Source organism: Polynucleobacter sp. TUM22923, assembly GCF_030295705.1.
In the GTDB taxonomy this organism is placed as follows: Bacteria; Pseudomonadota; Gammaproteobacteria; order Burkholderiales; family Burkholderiaceae; genus Polynucleobacter.
The window spans coordinates 946,890-964,696 of sequence record NZ_AP027274.1 but is presented as its reverse complement, the minus strand read 5'-3'; the positions used below and the strand labels follow the sequence as shown (position 1 = coordinate 964,696).

Annotated in this window: 14 protein-coding genes; 10 read left to right on the top strand and 4 right to left on the bottom strand. The window is 46.4% G+C overall.

Annotated features, from left to right (window positions below):
• The first annotated feature begins 56 nt into the window (after positions 1 to 56).
• Both rnr and rlmB read left to right on the top strand, forming a co-directional pair.
• Complete coding sequence (gene rnr / locus QUD86_RS04910; RefSeq protein WP_286295626.1) at positions 57 to 2,459, top strand: ribonuclease R; 2,403 nt, start codon at positions 57 to 59, stop codon at positions 2,457 to 2,459.
• 69 nt (positions 2,460 to 2,528) lie between these two features.
• Positions 2,529 to 3,284: a 23S rRNA (guanosine(2251)-2'-O)-methyltransferase RlmB gene (gene rlmB / locus QUD86_RS04905; protein ID WP_286295625.1), complete on the top strand. Its 756-nt coding sequence runs from the start codon at positions 2,529 to 2,531 to the stop codon at positions 3,282 to 3,284.
• On the opposite strand, the gene trxC is transcribed toward rlmB, so the two are convergent.
• Positions 3,285 to 3,704, bottom strand: a complete 420-nt coding sequence (trxC, locus tag QUD86_RS04900) for a thioredoxin TrxC (RefSeq protein ID WP_286295624.1) — start codon at positions 3,702 to 3,704, stop codon at positions 3,285 to 3,287.
• 12 nt (positions 3,705 to 3,716) lie between these two features.
• The gene (tal, locus tag QUD86_RS04895) at positions 3,717 to 4,727 is read right to left on the bottom strand and encodes a transaldolase (RefSeq protein WP_286295623.1); all 1,011 of its coding nucleotides are present in this window, start codon (positions 4,725 to 4,727) and stop codon (positions 3,717 to 3,719) included.
• Between the two features lie 106 nt (positions 4,728 to 4,833).
• Here tal and rpiA point away from each other — a divergent pair, with 106 nt between their 5' ends.
• A complete protein-coding gene (gene rpiA / locus QUD86_RS04890; protein WP_286295622.1) occupies positions 4,834 to 5,544 on the top strand; it encodes a ribose-5-phosphate isomerase RpiA in 711 nt (236 codons plus the stop codon).
• A gap of 231 nt (positions 5,545 to 5,775) precedes the next feature.
• Here the strand turns inward: rpiA and QUD86_RS04885 are convergent, their stop codons facing one another.
• The gene (locus QUD86_RS04885; RefSeq protein ID WP_100378647.1) at positions 5,776 to 6,048 is read right to left on the bottom strand and encodes an oxidative damage protection protein; all 273 of its coding nucleotides are present in this window, start codon (positions 6,046 to 6,048) and stop codon (positions 5,776 to 5,778) included.
• 79 nt (positions 6,049 to 6,127) lie between these two features.
• The gene (argA, locus tag QUD86_RS04880) at positions 6,128 to 7,492 is read right to left on the bottom strand and encodes an amino-acid N-acetyltransferase (protein ID WP_286295621.1); all 1,365 of its coding nucleotides are present in this window, start codon (positions 7,490 to 7,492) and stop codon (positions 6,128 to 6,130) included.
• A gap of 17 nt (positions 7,493 to 7,509) precedes the next feature.
• On the opposite strand from argA, the gene hrpA reads away from it, so the two are divergent.
• From hrpA to glnA, 7 genes are all read left to right on the top strand, one after another.
• On the top strand, positions 7,510 to 11,619 hold the full coding sequence (gene hrpA, locus QUD86_RS04875; RefSeq protein WP_502928854.1) for an ATP-dependent RNA helicase HrpA: 4,110 nt from the start codon (positions 7,510 to 7,512) through the stop codon (positions 11,617 to 11,619).
• A 101-nt stretch (positions 11,620 to 11,720) separates the two neighbouring features.
• Complete coding sequence (locus tag QUD86_RS04870) at positions 11,721 to 12,683, top strand: YVTN family beta-propeller repeat protein (RefSeq protein WP_286295620.1); 963 nt, start codon at positions 11,721 to 11,723, stop codon at positions 12,681 to 12,683.
• Positions 12,684 to 12,687: 4 nt separating this feature from the next.
• On the top strand, positions 12,688 to 13,461 hold the full coding sequence (locus QUD86_RS04865) for a polysaccharide deacetylase family protein (RefSeq protein ID WP_286295619.1): 774 nt from the start codon (positions 12,688 to 12,690) through the stop codon (positions 13,459 to 13,461).
• Between the two features lie 15 nt (positions 13,462 to 13,476).
• A complete protein-coding gene (locus QUD86_RS04860; protein WP_286295618.1) occupies positions 13,477 to 14,454 on the top strand; it encodes a sterol desaturase family protein in 978 nt (325 codons plus the stop codon).
• 23 nt (positions 14,455 to 14,477) lie between these two features.
• Positions 14,478 to 15,338, top strand: a complete 861-nt coding sequence (locus tag QUD86_RS04855) for an EI24 domain-containing protein (RefSeq protein ID WP_286295616.1) — start codon at positions 14,478 to 14,480, stop codon at positions 15,336 to 15,338.
• Positions 15,331 to 16,191: a competence/damage-inducible protein A gene (locus tag QUD86_RS04850; protein WP_286295614.1), complete on the top strand. Its 861-nt coding sequence runs from the start codon at positions 15,331 to 15,333 to the stop codon at positions 16,189 to 16,191. Before QUD86_RS04855 ends, QUD86_RS04850 begins: the two co-directional genes overlap by 8 nt.
• A gap of 199 nt (positions 16,192 to 16,390) precedes the next feature.
• Positions 16,391 to 17,806 (top strand): type I glutamate--ammonia ligase, encoded by a 1,416-nt coding sequence (gene glnA, locus QUD86_RS04845; RefSeq protein ID WP_286295613.1) that lies wholly within the window; start codon positions 16,391 to 16,393, stop codon positions 17,804 to 17,806.
• Position 17,807: the final 1 nt, after the last annotated feature.

Below are 17,807 nucleotides of genomic sequence, written 5' to 3'. Positions count from 1 at the left end.
TAGGCTAATTCAGAATAATGATTGAAATATAAGGCAGAGATTGCCAAAGGAATTAAATGCGTAAAGCAAAAGATTTGTTGCCACGAGAGGCTGACCGTCAAGGTACAGTTCAGGGGCACCGAGATGGTTTTGGATTTGTGATCCCCGATGATGGTGGTGAGGATATTTTTCTTTCAGAAAAAGAGATGTCCCGCGCCATGCATGGCGACAAGGTCAATGTCAGGGTATTGGGTACGGATCGCCGTGGCCGTCCTGAAGGTCAAATTGTAGATGTTCTAGTTCATGCCAATAAAGTGGTTATTGGACGCCTCTTAAATGAAAGTGGCGTACTGATTGTTGCGCCGGAAGATAAGCGTATTGGGCATGACATTCTCATTCCACCCAAGGGTCAAGGCGATGCTAAATTAGGGCAGGTCGTGAGCGTTGAGATTATTGATTATCCCGATAGTTACCGTCAGGCTGTCGGCCGGGTAATTGAGGTATTGGGTGAGATCGATGACCCAGGCATGGAAATTGAAATCGCGGTGCGTAAGTACGGCGTTCCTCATGAGTTTTCCAATGCCGTCAAAAAAGAAGCTGCAGCACTACCGGATACTGTCCAGCAATCAGACCTAGAGGGTCGAGTCGATTTAAGGGATGTTCCCTTAGTCACGATTGATGGGGCCGATGCCCGTGACTTTGACGATGCCGTCTATTGTGAATCCGTGATGTATGGCGAAACAAAAGCTTGGCGTTTAATCGTGGCTATTGCTGATGTATCCCACTACGTTAAGCCAGGCCAGCCATTAGACGATGAGGGTTTATTAAGGGCAACTTCAGTCTATTTCCCAAGACGGGTGATCCCGATGTTGCCAGAGAAAATTTCCAACGGCCTCTGTTCGCTTAACCCAGGGGTAGACCGCCTTTGTATGGTGTGTGACTCAGTCGTTGATAACAACGGTGTTGTGCTGGCTTATCAGTTTTATCCGGCAGTAATGCATTCTGCTCAGCGCTTTACTTATGATGCAGTCTGGGAAACGCTCTCTAATAGTAAGGGCCCTGAGGCCACACGCTATGCTGAACTTAGGCCTCTACTGGTCAATCTCTATTCTTTGTACAAGATCCTCTTGGAAGCACGCCATAAGCGTGGCGCAATTGAATTTGAGACTACAGAGACCCAAATTATCAGCAATGAGCTAGGTAAGATTTTACGAATTGAGCCTCGCCTTCGTAATGATGCGCATCGCCTTATCGAAGAATGCATGCTTACCGCGAACGTTTGCGCTGCTGATTTTATTGATAAAAATAAGCACCTTAGCCTATACCGTGTTCATGCCGAGCCTTCCGAAGAGAAGCTTGTCACTTTGCGTCAGGTTCTGCGTACCTCGAGTTTGTCACTAGGGGGCGGTGAAAAGCCTAAGCCAAAAGACTATGCCAAATTAATGCGTGAAGTTAAAGAGCGTCCAGATGCCAATATGTTGCAGTCGGTTGTATTGCGCTCGATGCAACAAGCGATGTACCAGCCTGATAATGAAGGTCACTTTGGCTTGGCGTACCCTGCATATTCGCATTTCACAAGCCCTATTCGACGCTACCCTGATTTGTTAACGCATCGGGTAATCAAATCTATTTTGGCAAAAAAGCCTTATGTGCCCGTATTGCCGCCAACTATTCCGCTCAACCTGACTTTACCTCGCAAGGGTAAGGGGCGTGAGAATGCAGTCAATGCAAAAAAATCACATCATGAGGCAAAAGAGGCTAGTGAAAATGGGACTCGATTACCTAAGTTAGCAAAGGGTGCCAATGCAGCGCTACCTATTTGGGGGCAATTAGGCGTTCATTGTTCTTCTAATGAGCGGCGCGCAGATGAGGCCTCCCGTGATGTGGAGGCTTGGTTAAAGTGCTATTACATGCGCGATCACTTGGGTCAAGAGTATGCCGGCACTGTTACTGGAGTGGCTTCATTTGGCTTATTTGTGCAACTGGAGAATCTCTTTGTTGAGGGCATGATTCATGTGACTGAACTTGGGGGTGACTACTTCCAGTATGACGAGGCTCGTCAGGAGCTCCGCGGTGAAAGATCTGGCATTAGGTACCGACTAGGTGAGCGTGTACACGTCCTAGTGAGTAGGGTAGATCTAGATGCCCGTAAGATTGAATTTAGCCTAGTAAAATCAACTGCCCAAGAGCCAGGAGCTACCTCGGACCGTCGTCAAACGGTTCTTGTTCGGGATACTGGCCGTCCTAATAAAAAGTCTGCACCCAGAAAAGGAAGGGCGGGTAATAAAGAGCCCCAAAAGCCTGGTGGGGTTAATGTTAATGCCGCCAAGTCTGCGGGTAATTTAGGCGCCAATCAATCTAAGAGTAAATCGACCCGCAGTGCTGTGACAGTAGCGAAGTCCAGTAAGTCTGCAAAGCCTGTGGGTAAAACAGCTGGTACAAAACCGCCTGTTCGAAGTACTAAAGCACGGCGCAAATAATAGAACCAAAGCATAAAAGAACAGAACCAAAGAACAGAATCACAGAAAAGAAATCGAGATTAAGCAAAGATGAAGCAAATATTAGTAGGTTTTCATGCGGTACAAGCGCGCCTTAGGGTGGACCCAGATAGTTTGAAATCTGTGTACTTTGATCTGGGGCGTCGCGATCGCCGTATGGGTGACTTTTTAAAGCAGGCTGAAGAGGCGCTTGGTGAGCGATTGCACGCTGCCGATTCTGAGCGTCTTCATAAGTTAGCGGGCCATGATCGCCATCAAGGGGTGGTTGCCTTAGCCGATAAGATGACAGTAGCGCGTACGATTACTGAAGTGATTGAAGATGCACAGAGTAGTAAGACCAAGGCGCTGTTCTTAGTATTGGACGGCGTAACAGATCCCCATAACTTTGGAGCCTGCTTACGAGTTGCGGATGGTGCTGGTGTTGATGCGGTGGTGATTCCTAAGGATCGATCGGCATCGATCAATGCTACGGTAAGCAAAGTCGCTAGCGGTGCTGCTGAAGTCATGCCGGTCATTACAGTAACCAACCTTGTACGCAGTATGCGCGAAATGCAGGAGGCTGGAGTGTGGCTGATCGGCACTGATGATACGGCTGAAAAATCTATTTACGATATTGATCTCACCGGGCCTGTAGGGATAGTGATGGGAGCCGAGGGCGAGGGCATGCGTCGCTTAACTAAAGAAACTTGCGACGAGCTGGTGCGTATTCCGATGCAAGGCGTGGTGGAAAGTTTGAACGTATCGGTCGCAAGTGGCGTTTGTTTGTACGAGGCTTTGAGGCAGCGTTTAGCTAAACCTGCAACATAATTACCGTAGTTGATTGATGAATTGTTCCAGTTGAGATGGCGGTAAAGCGCCACTCACCCGGTGCACCTCTTTACCACCCTTAAAACCTGCTAGGGTTGGTATGGAGCGAATATTCATCTGCGCCCCCAGCCCTTGCTCTGCTTCTGTGTTGACTTTGATAAAAAGCACCTTGTTGGCATGGGCTATTGCACTTGCCTGAAAGGTGGGGCCAAACATTTTGCATGGCCCACACCAAGGCGCCCAAAAATCAACAATTACGGGTATTGCGGTTTGTGTAGTTAGTTCGGAAAAATTCGCTGCTGTTGCGTTGATTGGCAATGCAAGTAGATCTTGCTGACAAGCCCCACATACAGGACTTTGGTTCAGCCTCTCTGCGGGAACGCGGTTGCCTTTAGAACAATGCGGACAAGAAATAATCATCTAGATTCCTTTTTATACAGATGTGCTTAATAGTGCCTCAAGCTTATCAGTGTCGATGCAGAAATTACGAATTCCCTCAGCTAACTTTTCAGTGGCCATTGCATCCTGATTAAGTTGAAATCTAAAGTGAGATTCATTCACCTTTAATTGTTCGATATGCTCTACAGCCAAAGCGGCCGATGAATGCCCAATATCTAATTTTTTAGAAACTGGATTCGTATTTGCCTGAAGCTCAGCCAGCAGCTCGGGACTGATGGTCAGTAAGTCACAGCCAGCAAGCTCTAAAATTTGATTCGCACTTCTAAAACTGGCACCCATGATTTCGGTTTGAATTCCAAAATGTTTGTAATAGTAAAAGATGCGTTTGACCGAAGTAACGCCAGGATCATTAGCGCCGCCATGGTCGATGTCATTCCATCCAGATCCAAGCTTGGCTTTATACCAATCGGTAATGCGGCCAACGAATGGTGAAATCAGTTTTGCATTAACTGCGCCACAAGCAGCTGCCTGTACCAAGGAGAATAAGAGCGTCATATTGCAATGAATGCCCTCCGCCTCTAGCGTCTTAGCCGCCTGAATACCTTCCCATGTTCCCGCAAGTTTAATTAAAACCCGCTTGCGATCAATTCCATGCGATTCGTACAGGGCAATCAGGTGTTTAGCTTTATGGATCGTCGCGCTGGTATCGAAGGACAGGCGGGCATCTACTTCAGTTGATACGCGCCCTGGAATAATTTTGAGAATTTCTAGGCCAAAGGCGACCAAAATATAATCCGCCAAATCGACGGGCTTCAATCCTGGATGGGCTGCTTTAACTTCTTGAACTAATGCCTGATAGTTGGGCTGCTGAACCGCTTTCAGAATGAGTGAAGGGTTGGTCGTGGCATCCTGGGGCTGAAATTCTTGCATGCGCTCAAAATCGCCTGTATCGGCAACTACAGTAGTGAGTTTTCTTAGTTGGCTTAGTTGGCTGAGCTGGCTAGATTGGCTTGATTGTCTTGGTTGGGTGGCGCTGGTATTCATAAGGGTCTTTGAAGCGATAAATGAGTGATGGGGGCTTATCTGATTATCATATGATAGAGGTGTGTATTACGATCATCCAAGATAAATAAAGGCATTTAGCGAGACTATGAATCAAGATGAACTAAAGCGGTTAGTCGGTGAGGCTGCGCGAGACGAGGTACTTCATTTGCCCGCCGGAGCAGTTTTAGGCATTGGCACAGGGTCTACTGTGAATTGCTTTATCGACGCTATTGCGCCTCATCGGGATCACTTTGCGGGAGCGGTATCGAGCTCCAATGCCACAACGGAACGTTTACTCAAGCATGGATTTAAGGTTCTAGACCCCAATACAGTCGAAATCCTGCCTGTATATGTCGATGGTGCGGATGAAATCGATCCCTCTGGTTACATGATCAAGGGCGGCGGCGGGGCATTGACCCGAGAAAAAATCATTGCTTCAATGGCTAAGCAATTCATTTGCATCTGCGATTCATCAAAGCAGGTGCCCATACTGGGGCACTTTGCCTTACCAGTTGAAATCATTCCTATTTCCCAGGGGGTCGTTACTCGTGAGTTAGAAAGATTGGGCGGCCAGGTTTCTTTGCGTCACGCTAAAAACACCCGTGCTGATTTAGGGCAAACACCAAGTGAGCCCTTTGTGACAGATAACAGCGCTTGGATCTTAGATGTAGCTGGCCTGAAAATTACTGATCCTGTAGCGCTGGAATCGCAGATCAACCAAATTGCTGGCGTCATTACGGTAGGGTTATTTGCTAAAGAAAGGGCCCATATTCTGTTGGTCAGTAATGCCTCTGGTGTGAGCAAGCTCTTGCTATAAATAAAAAACCCGACGGAGCAGTCTAGGACGCCCATCGGGTTTGTTTGCCATGTTAATCATGGCTAAGGCAGAAGGAAGAGATTGAGTTCCTTTTGCCAATAAGCATATAGATATGCTTATGGGTACTGGCTTTCGCCAATGTAGTTAGTCACAACAGCTGAATAACTACCCTTTCATCCTATGCCTCTTATTTTCAATCGTCAAGAGGTTCTACATTATTTTTTAGGACAACTATTCTGTTGGTGGAACGTAACCTTGCACCATATCTACGCCACCTTCAAAAAAGTATTTTTCAACTTGTTTTAGGAGGTATTGACGAGCACGAGGATCGGCCATATTGAGACGGTTCTCATTGATCAACATCGTTTGATGTTTTAACCAAGCTGCCCAAGCCTCTTTGGATACCTGATTCCAAATCTTTTTTCCTAAATCTCCTGGAAGTGGCGCAAAGTCCATTCCTTCGGATTCTTTATTGAGTTTGATACATTGAACCATGCGTGCCATCTGTGATGCCTTTCAAATACAGTTAATTCATTACGAATATAAATAATCAGTTGCGCTCTAGATCTCAAGCGCTAAAGTTTTAAAGTTCTTTAGTAAGTACCATTGACTTACGATCCCAGTTATAAATCTGCTTTCTTTCTTCAGGCAGATCTTCAACAGATGCCCGTTTAAATCCGCGCTTTAAGAACCAATGTTCTGTTCTGGTGGTTAAAACAAAAAGCTTTTTGATGCCCTCTAGCTTTGCTCTCATTTCAATCCGCTTAAGTAAACGCTCTCCATCACCAGATCCCTGAACATCCGGATCTACTGCTAGGCAAGCAAGTTCACCAACTCCGTTAGGAAAGGGGAAGAGGGCTGCACAACCAAACAGAACGCGGTCATGCTCAATGACAGAAAAACGCTGAATGTCGCGTTCAATGACATCTTGACCACGAGCAGCTAAGATACCCTCATCTTCAAGTGGGCTAGTGAGCTGGAGAATCCCACCAACGTCATCCTGATTCGCTTCGCGTAGATTTTCAATATCAGATGAAGCGAGCATCATGCCGATACCATCATGGGTGAATAGTTCCTCAAGCAAGGCGCCGTCTTGATTGCAAGGCAAAAAGTGCACCCGACTTACACCCGCTCGAATCGCTTTACCGGAAATGCTTAATAAACCCTTCATACCAACATCGAGTTCTTGATGATGCGTAATGTAGTCTTGAAGCTGACGCATAGATAACTCGGTGATGTAGTCACCCTCATCATCTTTTAAGCCTGCATAAGGGCTCAAGAAAATCAGCTTATCTGCCTTGAGTGCGGCTGCGGTTGAGGCAGCAACATCTTCAAAAGCCAAATTAAAAGCCTGGCCGGTAGGAGAAAAGCCGAGCGGTGAAAGCAGCACGATCTTATTGCTATCTAGCGACTGTCTGATGGATGATGAGTCAACCTTACGAACAAGGCCGGTATGAATGTAGTCGGTACCCTCTACAACGCCAACCGGCATCGCAGTAATAAAGTTTCCAGATATAACAGATATACGTGATCCCGCCATTGGGGTATTTGGTAGACCGCGACTAAACGCAGCCTCGATATCTAGGCGTAACTCACCAGCGGCTTCTTTTACGCACTCAAGAGCAGCCGCATCAGTAATTCGGTGGCTGTACATGGCGGTACTACCAAATTGGCTCTTGATATTGCGCAGTGAGAGTTGCTCTTCAATTTGCGGGCGTATTCCGTGTACTAGGACGATCCTCATACCCATGGCATGAAGCATTGCAATATCTTCAATCAGATTTTCTAGACCGATTTCTTGGGCTAATTCACCGGCAAAGGCAATGACAAAGGTCTTTTCACGAAAGCTATGAATATAGGGCGCAACGTCACGCAGCCACCCCACAAAGGGAAAATTAGGGCTTGATTCTTCGGTGTTTAAGCCTGAGTTAGGTGCATTTGTTGGCATAGTGAGAAAATTATAGGGTGCAAGAGCCTAATCACCAACAAAAACCCAAATCATCGCCTGTGGCTGTGCCTGCTTCCAACACTACGCGCAGCTTAGAAATTCGATTCCCGGAAGAGTTGCCGGTATCGGGTCAGCGTCAAATTATCAAAGACGCCCTTACTAATTCCCAGGTAGTGATTGTCTGTGGAGAGACCGGATCAGGCAAAACCACTCAGTTGCCAAAGATTTGCCTAGACCTGGGCAGGGGCACAATTAACGGTGGACGCCTGATTGGGCATACCCAGCCGCGCCGCATAGCAGCTACCGCTACTGCAAAACGGATTGCCCAAGAGCTAGGAAGCCCCATCGGTCAAGATGTTGGTTATCAGGTACGCTTTGCCGATAAAACGAGTCAAGGCGCCTCTATCAAGCTAATGACGGATGGCATCTTGCTTGCTGAGACCCAGCGAGACCCCCAGCTACGTGCTTATGACACGCTCATCATTGATGAGGCCCATGAGCGCAGTCTCAATATTGACTTCTTGTTGGGTTATTTGAGGCAGTTACTTCCCAAGCGCCCTGATTTAAAGCTCATCATTACTTCCGCAACGATTGATGCAAAGCGTTTTTCTGAGCACTTTACGATTGCTGGCAAGGCTGCCCCTGTCATTGAGGTCAGTGGACGTCTTTTCCCCGTAGAGCAGCGCTATGAGCCTGTAGAGCCCGATGTAAAGCCTGATGGTAAGAAGGTATCCAAGCAAGCTAAGGAAATTCCTGAAGCGGTTACAGAGGCTATTACGCAGGTTTGGAGAGAAGGTGCCGCTGGAGCGGGGGATGTCTTGGTATTTTTACCCGGAGAGCGGGAGATTCGGGATTGTGCCGAGGCCATTAGAAAAGATCATGTGCTCCAGCAACGTTTTCATCCTGAGGTGCTGAGTTTGTTTGCGCGTCAATCTGTTGCAGAACAGGAACGTGTATTTAACCCGGGAAATGGACGTCGCATTATTTTGACCACTAATGTGGCAGAGACGTCGCTCACAGTTCCCAATATTCGTTATGTAGTTGATAGCGGCCTAGCACGAGTCAAGCGCTACTCTTATCGTAATAAGGTCGAGCAGCTGCAAATAGAATCCATTTCACAAGCAGCTGCCAATCAACGCGCTGGTCGTTGTGGTCGTGTATCGGATGGTATTTGCATTCGGCTCTATAGCGAACAAGATTACCTAAGTCGTCCAAAGTTTACCGATCCTGAAATTTTGCGTAGCTCTCTAGCAGCAGTGCTTCTACGCATGAGTTCCTTGCGTCTGCCTAGGGTGCAAGAGTTTCCCTTTATCGATAAACCCCTAGGTCGCGCCATTGCCGATGGTGTTCAGCTGCTAGATGAGCTGGGTGCAATTGCGTATGACGAAAACGTCGTCGGTGATAACAGCGATATTAATAATCACTTTAAATTAACTGCTATCGGCAAACAATTAGCCGATCTTCCACTAGATCCCCGCATTGGACGTATGTTGCTAGCGGCTAAAGAGCAGCAGGCATTACGTGAAGTGACCATTATCGCTTCTGCCCTAGCGACTCAGGATCCGCGTGAGCGTCCTTTAGAGCAGGCAGCCGCTGCTGATCAAGCCCATTTGCAGTTTGCGGATGAGCGATCCGAATTCTTAAATTTTGTAAAGCTATGGGATTGGTATCAGGATGCACTCCAACATAAACAGAGTAATCGCCAGTTAGAGAATTTATGCCGAAGTAAGTTTTTGTCTCCTAGACGATTGCGTGAATGGCGTGATGTCCATGGTCAGTTGCACACGATGCTCGGTGAAAAAGGCTGGAAAGAAAATCCTTTGCCAGCCACTTATGAGCAAGTTCACTTATCCCTATTGACTGGACTCTTGGGCTATGTTGCCAAAAAAGAAGAGGATGAAAAATCACAAGAGCGCGGAAGTAAAACGGGTGGTTACATTGGCGCGCGGGGTATTCGTCCATTCATTTGGCCTGGGTCAACTATTGGTAAGAAGGCTGGCGCTTGGATTTTGGCTGGTGAGCTTCAAGAAACCAATCGTATGTATGCCCGCACAATTGCCAAGATTGAGCCACAGTGGGTAGAGCGCGTCGCTGGCCATCGATTGATTAAATCCTTGAGTGATCCTTTTTGGGATGCTCGTCAAGGTGAGGTGATGGCTTTTGAGCGAGGAACGCTGTATGGACTACCGATTTATCAAGGTCGCCGTGTGCGTTTTGAATCTCACGACCCCCAAGAGGCGCGCGCGCTATTTATCAGTCAAGCCTTAGTTCAGGAGGAAATGTTTGGTCGTATGGATACTCCTGCCTTAATGAGAGAAACGGAAGCTGATGCCAGGAAAAAATATCCCGGAAGCTTTGAGTTCTTTTGGCATAACCGACGATTAATTAAAGAGATTGAGGCCCTAGAGCATCGTTCACGCCGACCAGATGTCTTGGTTGATGACGACCTCTTGTTTGCTTTTTATGATTCGAGAATACCGAAACAGGTGCTGAGTCGGGAGAGTATGAAAGCATGGCTAAAGGCATCCAGTAAAAATGGGATTACCCAAGCTGATGTTGAAGCAACTGCTACCAATACTGCTAATACTGACGCCCATCTACGTTTATCTAAGGCCGACTTGATGCGTCATGAAGCGGCTGGCATTACGGTTGATCGTTATCCCAAAAAAATGCTTGTAGGCGGTGGAGAGCTCGCTTTAACTTATCACTTTGAACCAGCTAGCCCAAAGGATGGTGTCACGCTGGTGGTGCCACTGACCCTGTTAAATCAAGTCGATAGTCGCCGCTGTGAATGGCTTGTTCCGGGTATGTGTGAAGAAAAGATTTTGTTGCTCCTCAAATCACTTCCGCAAAAATTACGTCGACATTGCATTCCGCTCCCTGAGTTTGCCAAGTCTTCATTGGAGCGTTTATTAGATGAAAAGAAATTTGGGGAAGGTGACTTTTTAGATAGCCTCATTACGGATATTCGTAAAGAGCGCGGTTTAGAAATTAAGCGCACAGATTTTAGGCCAGAGGCATTGCCATTGCATTTATCCATGAACTTCCGTTTAGTAGATGAGCATGGTCGCCAGCTTGAGTTGGAGCGTAACTTAGCGCGTTTGCGTGCAGAGCATGGCCAGACAGCGAGAACTGCGTTTCAGGCGATTGCTCAACAGGCGGTCCAGGAAGAGTTTGGTATCACTGTATCAGACGCTAGAACGGTAGTAGCATCAACGGCAGCTTCAGCATCAGCTTTAGCTTCAGTTAGAGCCATTGAGCAGGGCGGATATAAAAGTTGGGATTTTGGTCCCTTACCCGAGACTCTAGAAATTCAAAAAGGTAACCGCACTTTATTTGGTTACCCTGCACTGGTCGACTGTGGTGAATCTTGTGATCTTGAGGTATTTGATGATCTGCTGGAGGCCAGAAAGCAGCATTGGCAGGGTCTGCGTCGCCTTTTTACTTTGGCAAATAAAGACACTTTAAAAGCATTGCAGAAACAGCTTCCTGGCGCTCGAGAGCTGGGCTTGTTATTTATTAATATTGGCTCAATAGAGCGCCTTGTTGAACAAATACTCCACTGTGCAATAGAGCGGGCATTTATGAATGATCCTTTGCCAGCTAATGCAGAACAATTTGCAGAGCGCCTTCAAGCGGGCAAACCTAGGCTGGCTTTAATCGCTCAGGAGATGGCAAAGCATGCATTGGCTGCATTGCAGGCCCATGCTGATCTACAAAAAAAGATAGCGCAAGCAAAAGCAGCTTCCCTGAGCGCTTTTAATGATATTCAAGCGCAGATGCAAGGTTTGGTCTTCCCGCAGTTTGTAGCCGACATTCCCTACGAGCAGTTAGTGCATCTACCAAGATACCTAAAAGCGATTGCATTGAGAATTGATAAGCTTCGGGCTAACCCAAGCAGGGATGCACAGTGTCAAAAGGATTGGGAGTCAGTGGCTAGACCTTGGCAAAAACTCATTCAGGCTAATCGCGGTTCATCTGGGCATGGAGCGGGTGAAGATCAGGTTTTGCTTGATTTTCGGTGGCAGCTAGAAGAATTAAGGGTTGCTTTATATGCCCAGGAATTAAAAACACCCACCCCAATGTCTTTAAAACGCCTGGAAAAGATCCTCGGCAGTTTCCGCTAGCTTTTTTTTGCCTATAAATGCTTACAATCATCGTTATGAACACATTTGTCAGTAAAACAAAATTAAGCATTTTTTCGGTCTTAGCGCTTACGGTCCTTGTAATGCTCCAAAGTCGAGTATTTGCACAGAGTCCTGGGGCGGCGGAGCCTAAAGCAGAGCCTAAGATTGCCATTGTTTTAAATTCTGGAGAGGCCACAGTCAGCTTGATTGACATGCCTACGCGTAAGGTCATCAAGACTGTTCCGGTAGGCAAAGAGCCGCATCATCTCATGTTGACCCCAGACCAAAAAACCTTGCTGATTGCAAATGCTGCTGGTAATGATGTTGATCTGATGAATCCAGTAAACGGTGAACTCACCGGAAAGATTCCTAACATCATTGACCCATATCAAATTGGTTACTCGCCGGACCATAAATGGTTTGTTGCGAATGGCAATCGACTTGATAGAGTGGATGTCTATCGCTCACAAGGGGCGGACTTAAAATTAGCTAAATCAGTAAAGCTAGGAAAAACACCTAGTCACATAGCTTTTACTGCCGATAGTAAAACGGCATTTATTACATTACAAGATTCCAATGAATTAGCTGCAATTGATTTAGATACCCAAACAGTGAGCTGGAAAATGCCCACTGGAAAAGTACCTGCTGGTTTGTGGATGACCCCAGGCGACCAATATTTACTAGTGGGGATTACTGGTGAAGATTATGTCCAAGTAATCGATTGGAAGAATCGCAAGGAAGTGAAGCGAATTATCACAGGCAAGGGGGCGCATAATTTCCGTCCACTAGGCGACAAAAAACACGTGTTTGTTACGAATCGCATTGCATCTAGCATCAGCCTGATCAACATGCAAACACTTGAAAAGACCGGCGATATCCTTGGATTGCCTGCTGGCCCTGACGATATGGAAATAACACCTGATGGAAAATCGTTGTGGGTTACGTTTCGTTTCTCTCGTAAGGCGGGAGTGATTGATATACCCACGATGAAATTAGTGAGCGTCATTCCGGTAGGGAAATCTCCGCACGGTGTTTTCTTTACGCCACGTGCAAGTTGGGAGTAGTTTTGTGAAGCGGCGCCTCAGTCTTCTGGCGCGCCTGACTGCCTTGCTGTGGGCTACGTCCTTCTCAACGCTGTCCTTAGCGCAGGCGGGCTCATGCAAAAGTACTGTTTACCTCACCTTTGATACGGGCAACATGTCAGTAGCCCAATTGGTTGCCGATGTACTCAATAGGCAGCACATTAAAGCCACTTTTTTCCTAGCTAATGAAAAAACCAATCGGGGTGATTTTTCGCTAGATGATTCTTGGGGTGACTATTGGCGAGATCGTGTGCGTGAAGGCCATCACTTTGGAAGCCATGCCTATGATCACGTCTATTTTGTTAAGGATGGCCCTGCGGGTGAGGTTTATGCAAAACCTCAGTTTGGCGCAAAAGCTGGTATAACTATCTTGTATAACGAGGCTAATTATTGCCGTGAAATTCGGCGAGTCGATGATCGATTCAAAGTATTGACTGGGATGGATCTTCAAAAGATTTGGCGGGCACCGGGTGGTAAAACATCTCCCCGCCTCATTAATATGGGCAAACAGTGTTCATATCAGCATGTGGGTTGGAGTCCGTCAGGATTTTTAGGGGATGAGCTTAGCTCTCAAACTCACCCCAACCAGATGTTGCTGGCAAAGGCGAGTGCTCAAATTCAGGATGGGGATATTACGATGGCGCATCTGGGAATTTGGTCTAGAAAGGACCCTTGGGCACCTGCTGCCTTAGAACAACTCATCATTAACCTCAAGAACCGTGGTTTTTGCTTCGCCACGCTGCCAAAACAGGTCAAATGAGTCACAATTGAAGGTATGGAGTTCAATTCTTTCCTCATAGGCATTTCTGCTATTTACGCAAATATTCAAGAATGGTTATTTGCTTATGTAGCAGGACCATTGCTATACCAACTGGACTTGATGGCTTTAGCTGAGGATGTTTTTGACGGCATCGATTGGTTTTTGTTTGGCTGCATTCAGATCTTTTTGATTGTGGTGGTATTGCGTACATGGGAGCGTTTTGCGCCTGCTGAAACCCAAGAGCGTCTTTCAAAATCATCAAAAGCAGATATTGCCTATACCTTGCTGCATCGATCTGGCATCTTTCATGGTCTCATTTTTATAGCCTTATCAGGCTTCTTCTTTGAGATTGATTCCTTGTTACATGATTTTCGTTTTAGTAGATTGAATGTGGAGTCATGGTATCCACCACTGACTGCCATTCCGCTGATCAGTTTCTGTATCTACTTCGTACTGCTCGATTTTGTTGAGTACCTCTACCATCGAGCCTCGCATGTGTTTAATTGGTGGTGGCAGCTACACGCCTTGCATCACAGTCAAACGGTGATGACCGCTTGGTCAGATGATCGCAATCATTTTTTAGATGATGTTATGCACGCGGTTGTATTTTCTTTTTTCGCACTGCTGATTGGTGTGTCTCCTGGTCAGTTTATTTTGCTAGTGGTACTCAGTCAGTTAATTCAAAGTTGGCAACATGCCAATATCAAAGTCCACTTGGGGCAATTTAAATACTTGCTTGTTTCACCGCTATTCCACCGTCTGCATCACGCTGTTGGCTATGGGCACGAGGCTAAGGGTAAGCCAGGCGTTTTGGGGGGTTGCAACTTTGGAGTGCTGTTTCCCTGGTGGGACATGATTTTTAATACGGCAGTTTTCTCAACGGAAGTCCATCCTACGGGCGTCAGAAATATGTCTGTATCACATCATATTTTCAAGCAGCAATGGCAGGTCTTTATGCATGCGGTGCATGAGATCTTTCCGAAGCGCTCATAGTTTTCAATAAGTTCATAGACAGCATGCAGCAGGTACTTAAATCCTTAGGCTTTGCATTGGTAGGTTCGATGCATCCCAGAATACTATGGCTGAGCTTTCGTCCATTTTTGATTGTTTCGGTTTTGTGGGGAGCTGTCATTTGGTTAAGCTGGGCACCGGCCCTTGAGATTCTCAGTCTTTTTTTAACTTCATCCATATTCACAAGCTGGATTCAGGATGGATTAATTTGGGCCGGCTTTGAAAATGCTAGAGCATGGATAGCGCCACTATTTTTTGTCATGCTGCTTATCCCGCTGATCGCTATCAGCTTGTTGGTGGTGATCGCTTTCACGACGGTTCCTGCAATAGTGCGTGCTGTTTCGCGACAACCTAGCTATAAGAGTATTGAGAAAAAGAATGGCGGCGGTCTCCTGGGGAGCATCATTTACTCCGTTTGGTCTGCGCTGATTTGCTTAGCTTTGATTATGCTGACGCTTCCTGTTTGGTGGATCCCTCCTATGGTGGCAGTAATACCACCCTTAATTTGGGGTTGGTTAACCATGCGCTTAATGTCTTATGACGTTTTAGCTCAGCATGCAAGTGAGCAAGAGCGAGGTATTTTGCTGGATCAGTATCGCTGGCAGTTATTTGGCATGGGTATTGCCTCCGGGATGCTTGGCGCTGTACCTACTTTTTTCTGGGCTACTTCAGCTTTGGCTTTAGTACTTTCCCCTTTAGTGAGTTTTATTGCCTTATGGATCTATTCCATCATTTTTGTGTTTGCAGGGTTATGGTTTACGCATTTTTTATTGCAAGCGTTAAAGGATCTACGAGTCAAAGAAGGGGAGAGGGCGTTGAATATTGATGTACAAGTAATAAATATGGAGCTCATTGATCATGATTAATGCTGAGGTAAATATATCGGCTGATGTTTCCGAGCTTACGAGTAGACGCTTTGGTCTCATTGTTATCGGCGACGAGATCCTATCGGGGCGTCGTCAAGATAAACATCTCAGCAAGTTGATTGAGTTATTAAGCGAGCGGGGTCTGAGCTTATCTTGGGCTAAGTACGTCGCTGATGATCCTGAGCAAATTATCGCGACCCTGAAGGATTCTTTTGCTAGTAACGATATTGTTTTTAGCACGGGTGGCATTGGCGCGACTCCTGATGACCATACTAGGCAGTGTGCTGCGATAGCCCTTGGCACAAAAACGGAGCTACATCAGACCGCAAAAGAACTTATCGCTGGACGCATTCAGTCGATGGCTGAAGGAGATCCGATTAAAGCAGACCTCAACACACCAGAGAATCAACATCGATTCAAGATGGGCGAGTTTCCTATTGGAAGTGAGATTATTCCCAATCCCTACAATCAAATCCCTGGATTTCGTATTCAGGACCACCATTTTTTGCCTGGCTTCCCAGTCATGGCTTCACCAATGATGGCTTGGTGTTTAGACCATCATTACCAGGGACTTTTCCATCTAGATAATCGATCTGAGCAGAGCTTTATTGTTCCCAAGGGGATTGAGTCAACATTAACCCCGCTAATGGAGCGCATAGAGGCAAGCTTTCCAGGGGTAAAGGTCTTTAGTTTGCCTTCCGTTGGTGATGCCACTAGGGGAGGGGTATACGCTGATCGCCATATTGAACTGGGCATTAAAGGCAACACCGTTCTACTGGAAAATGCCTGGATTGCTCTTCGTGCTGGTACAGAAGCGCTGGGTTATGAAATTTACGATATATCTCCATCTTAAATGCACTATGTCGGTGCAATATTGAGTATTTTTTGCCCAAAATGGGTTATTTGAGCACTTAAACAGTGCAATAATGATTATTCCCATTTGTTTGCTTCAGTAAATTAGATACACCCCAAGGGCATGTTTGTTGCCTGGAATAAACAAGGGTGTATCCCCAAGTTTTCAATTCCGCGTTTAGTTAATAGAGGAGATTTGCATGACGAAGACCGTCGCCGATGTGATGAAGTTAGTTAAAGAGAAAGAATGTACTTTCGTAGATTTCCGTTTTGTAGATACAAAGGGGAAAGAGCAGCATACAACGGTGCCTATTTCCCATTTTGACGAAGATAAATTTGAGAGTGGTCATGCGTTTGACGGCTCATCTATTGCAGGTTGGAAGGGTATTGAAGCTTCTGATATGTTGCTCATGCCAGATCCTACTGCTTGCTACATCGACCCATTCTATGAAGAGCCAACACTCGTCATTACTTGTGATGTGATCGAGCCATCCGACGGCAAAGGTTACGATCGTGACCCACGCTCTATTGCTAAGCGTGCTGAGGCCTATTTGAAGAGTACTGGTTTAGGTGACACTGCTTACTTTGGCCCTGAGCCAGAGTTCTTTATTTTTGATGGTGTCCGTTGGGGCGCTGACATGCAGGGTTGCTTTGTAAAGATTGATTCTGAAGAGGCTCCATGGTCTTCAGGTGCAGAAATCGAAGGCGGCAATCCAGGACATCGTCCAGGTAAAAAAGGCGGATATTTCCCAGTTGCTCCAGTTGATACATTTCATGACATGCGTTCGGAAATGTGTTTAATTCTGGAGTCTTTAGGTATTCCTGTTGAAGTGCACCACCATGAAGTTGCTGGTCAAGGTCAAAATGAACTAGGTACTAGATTCAGTACATTAGTACAGCGTGCTGACTGGACTATCTGGCAGAAGTACGTCATTCAAAACGTTGCCCATGCTTACGGCAAGACGGCCACGTTTATGCCGAAGCCAGTAGTTGGTGACAATGGTTCTGGTATGCACGTGCACCAATCCATCTGGAAAAATGGCGAGAACTTGTTTGCTGGTAACGGCTATGCCGGTTTATCAGAATTTGCGCTCTTTTACATCGGCGGCATCATCAAGCACGCTAAGGCTTTAAATGCGATTACTAATCCAGGCACAAACTCTTACAAGCGTTTGGTTCCTGGTTTTGAGGCTCCGGTTAAGTTGGCGTACTCTGCTCGTAACCGTTCTGCCTCGATTCGTATTCCACACGTTTCAAGTCCAAAGGGCCGTCGTATTGAAACGCGCTTCCCTGATCCATTGGCCAATCCATACCTCTGTTTTGCTGCATTGATGATGGCTGGTTTAGATGGTGTGCAGAACAAGATTCATCCGGGTGAAGCTGCTGACAAGAACCTATATGATTTGCCACCGGAAGAAGATGCAAAGATTCCAACCGTTTGTGCAAGTTTAGAAGAGGCTTTAGCGGCCTTGGATAAAGATCGTGAGTTCTTGACTCGTGGTGGCGTATTTACTGACTCAATGATCGATGCTTACATCGCATTGAAGATGGAAGATGTTACTCGTTTCCGCATGACGACACATCCGATTGAATTTGACATGTACTACTCCCTGTAAG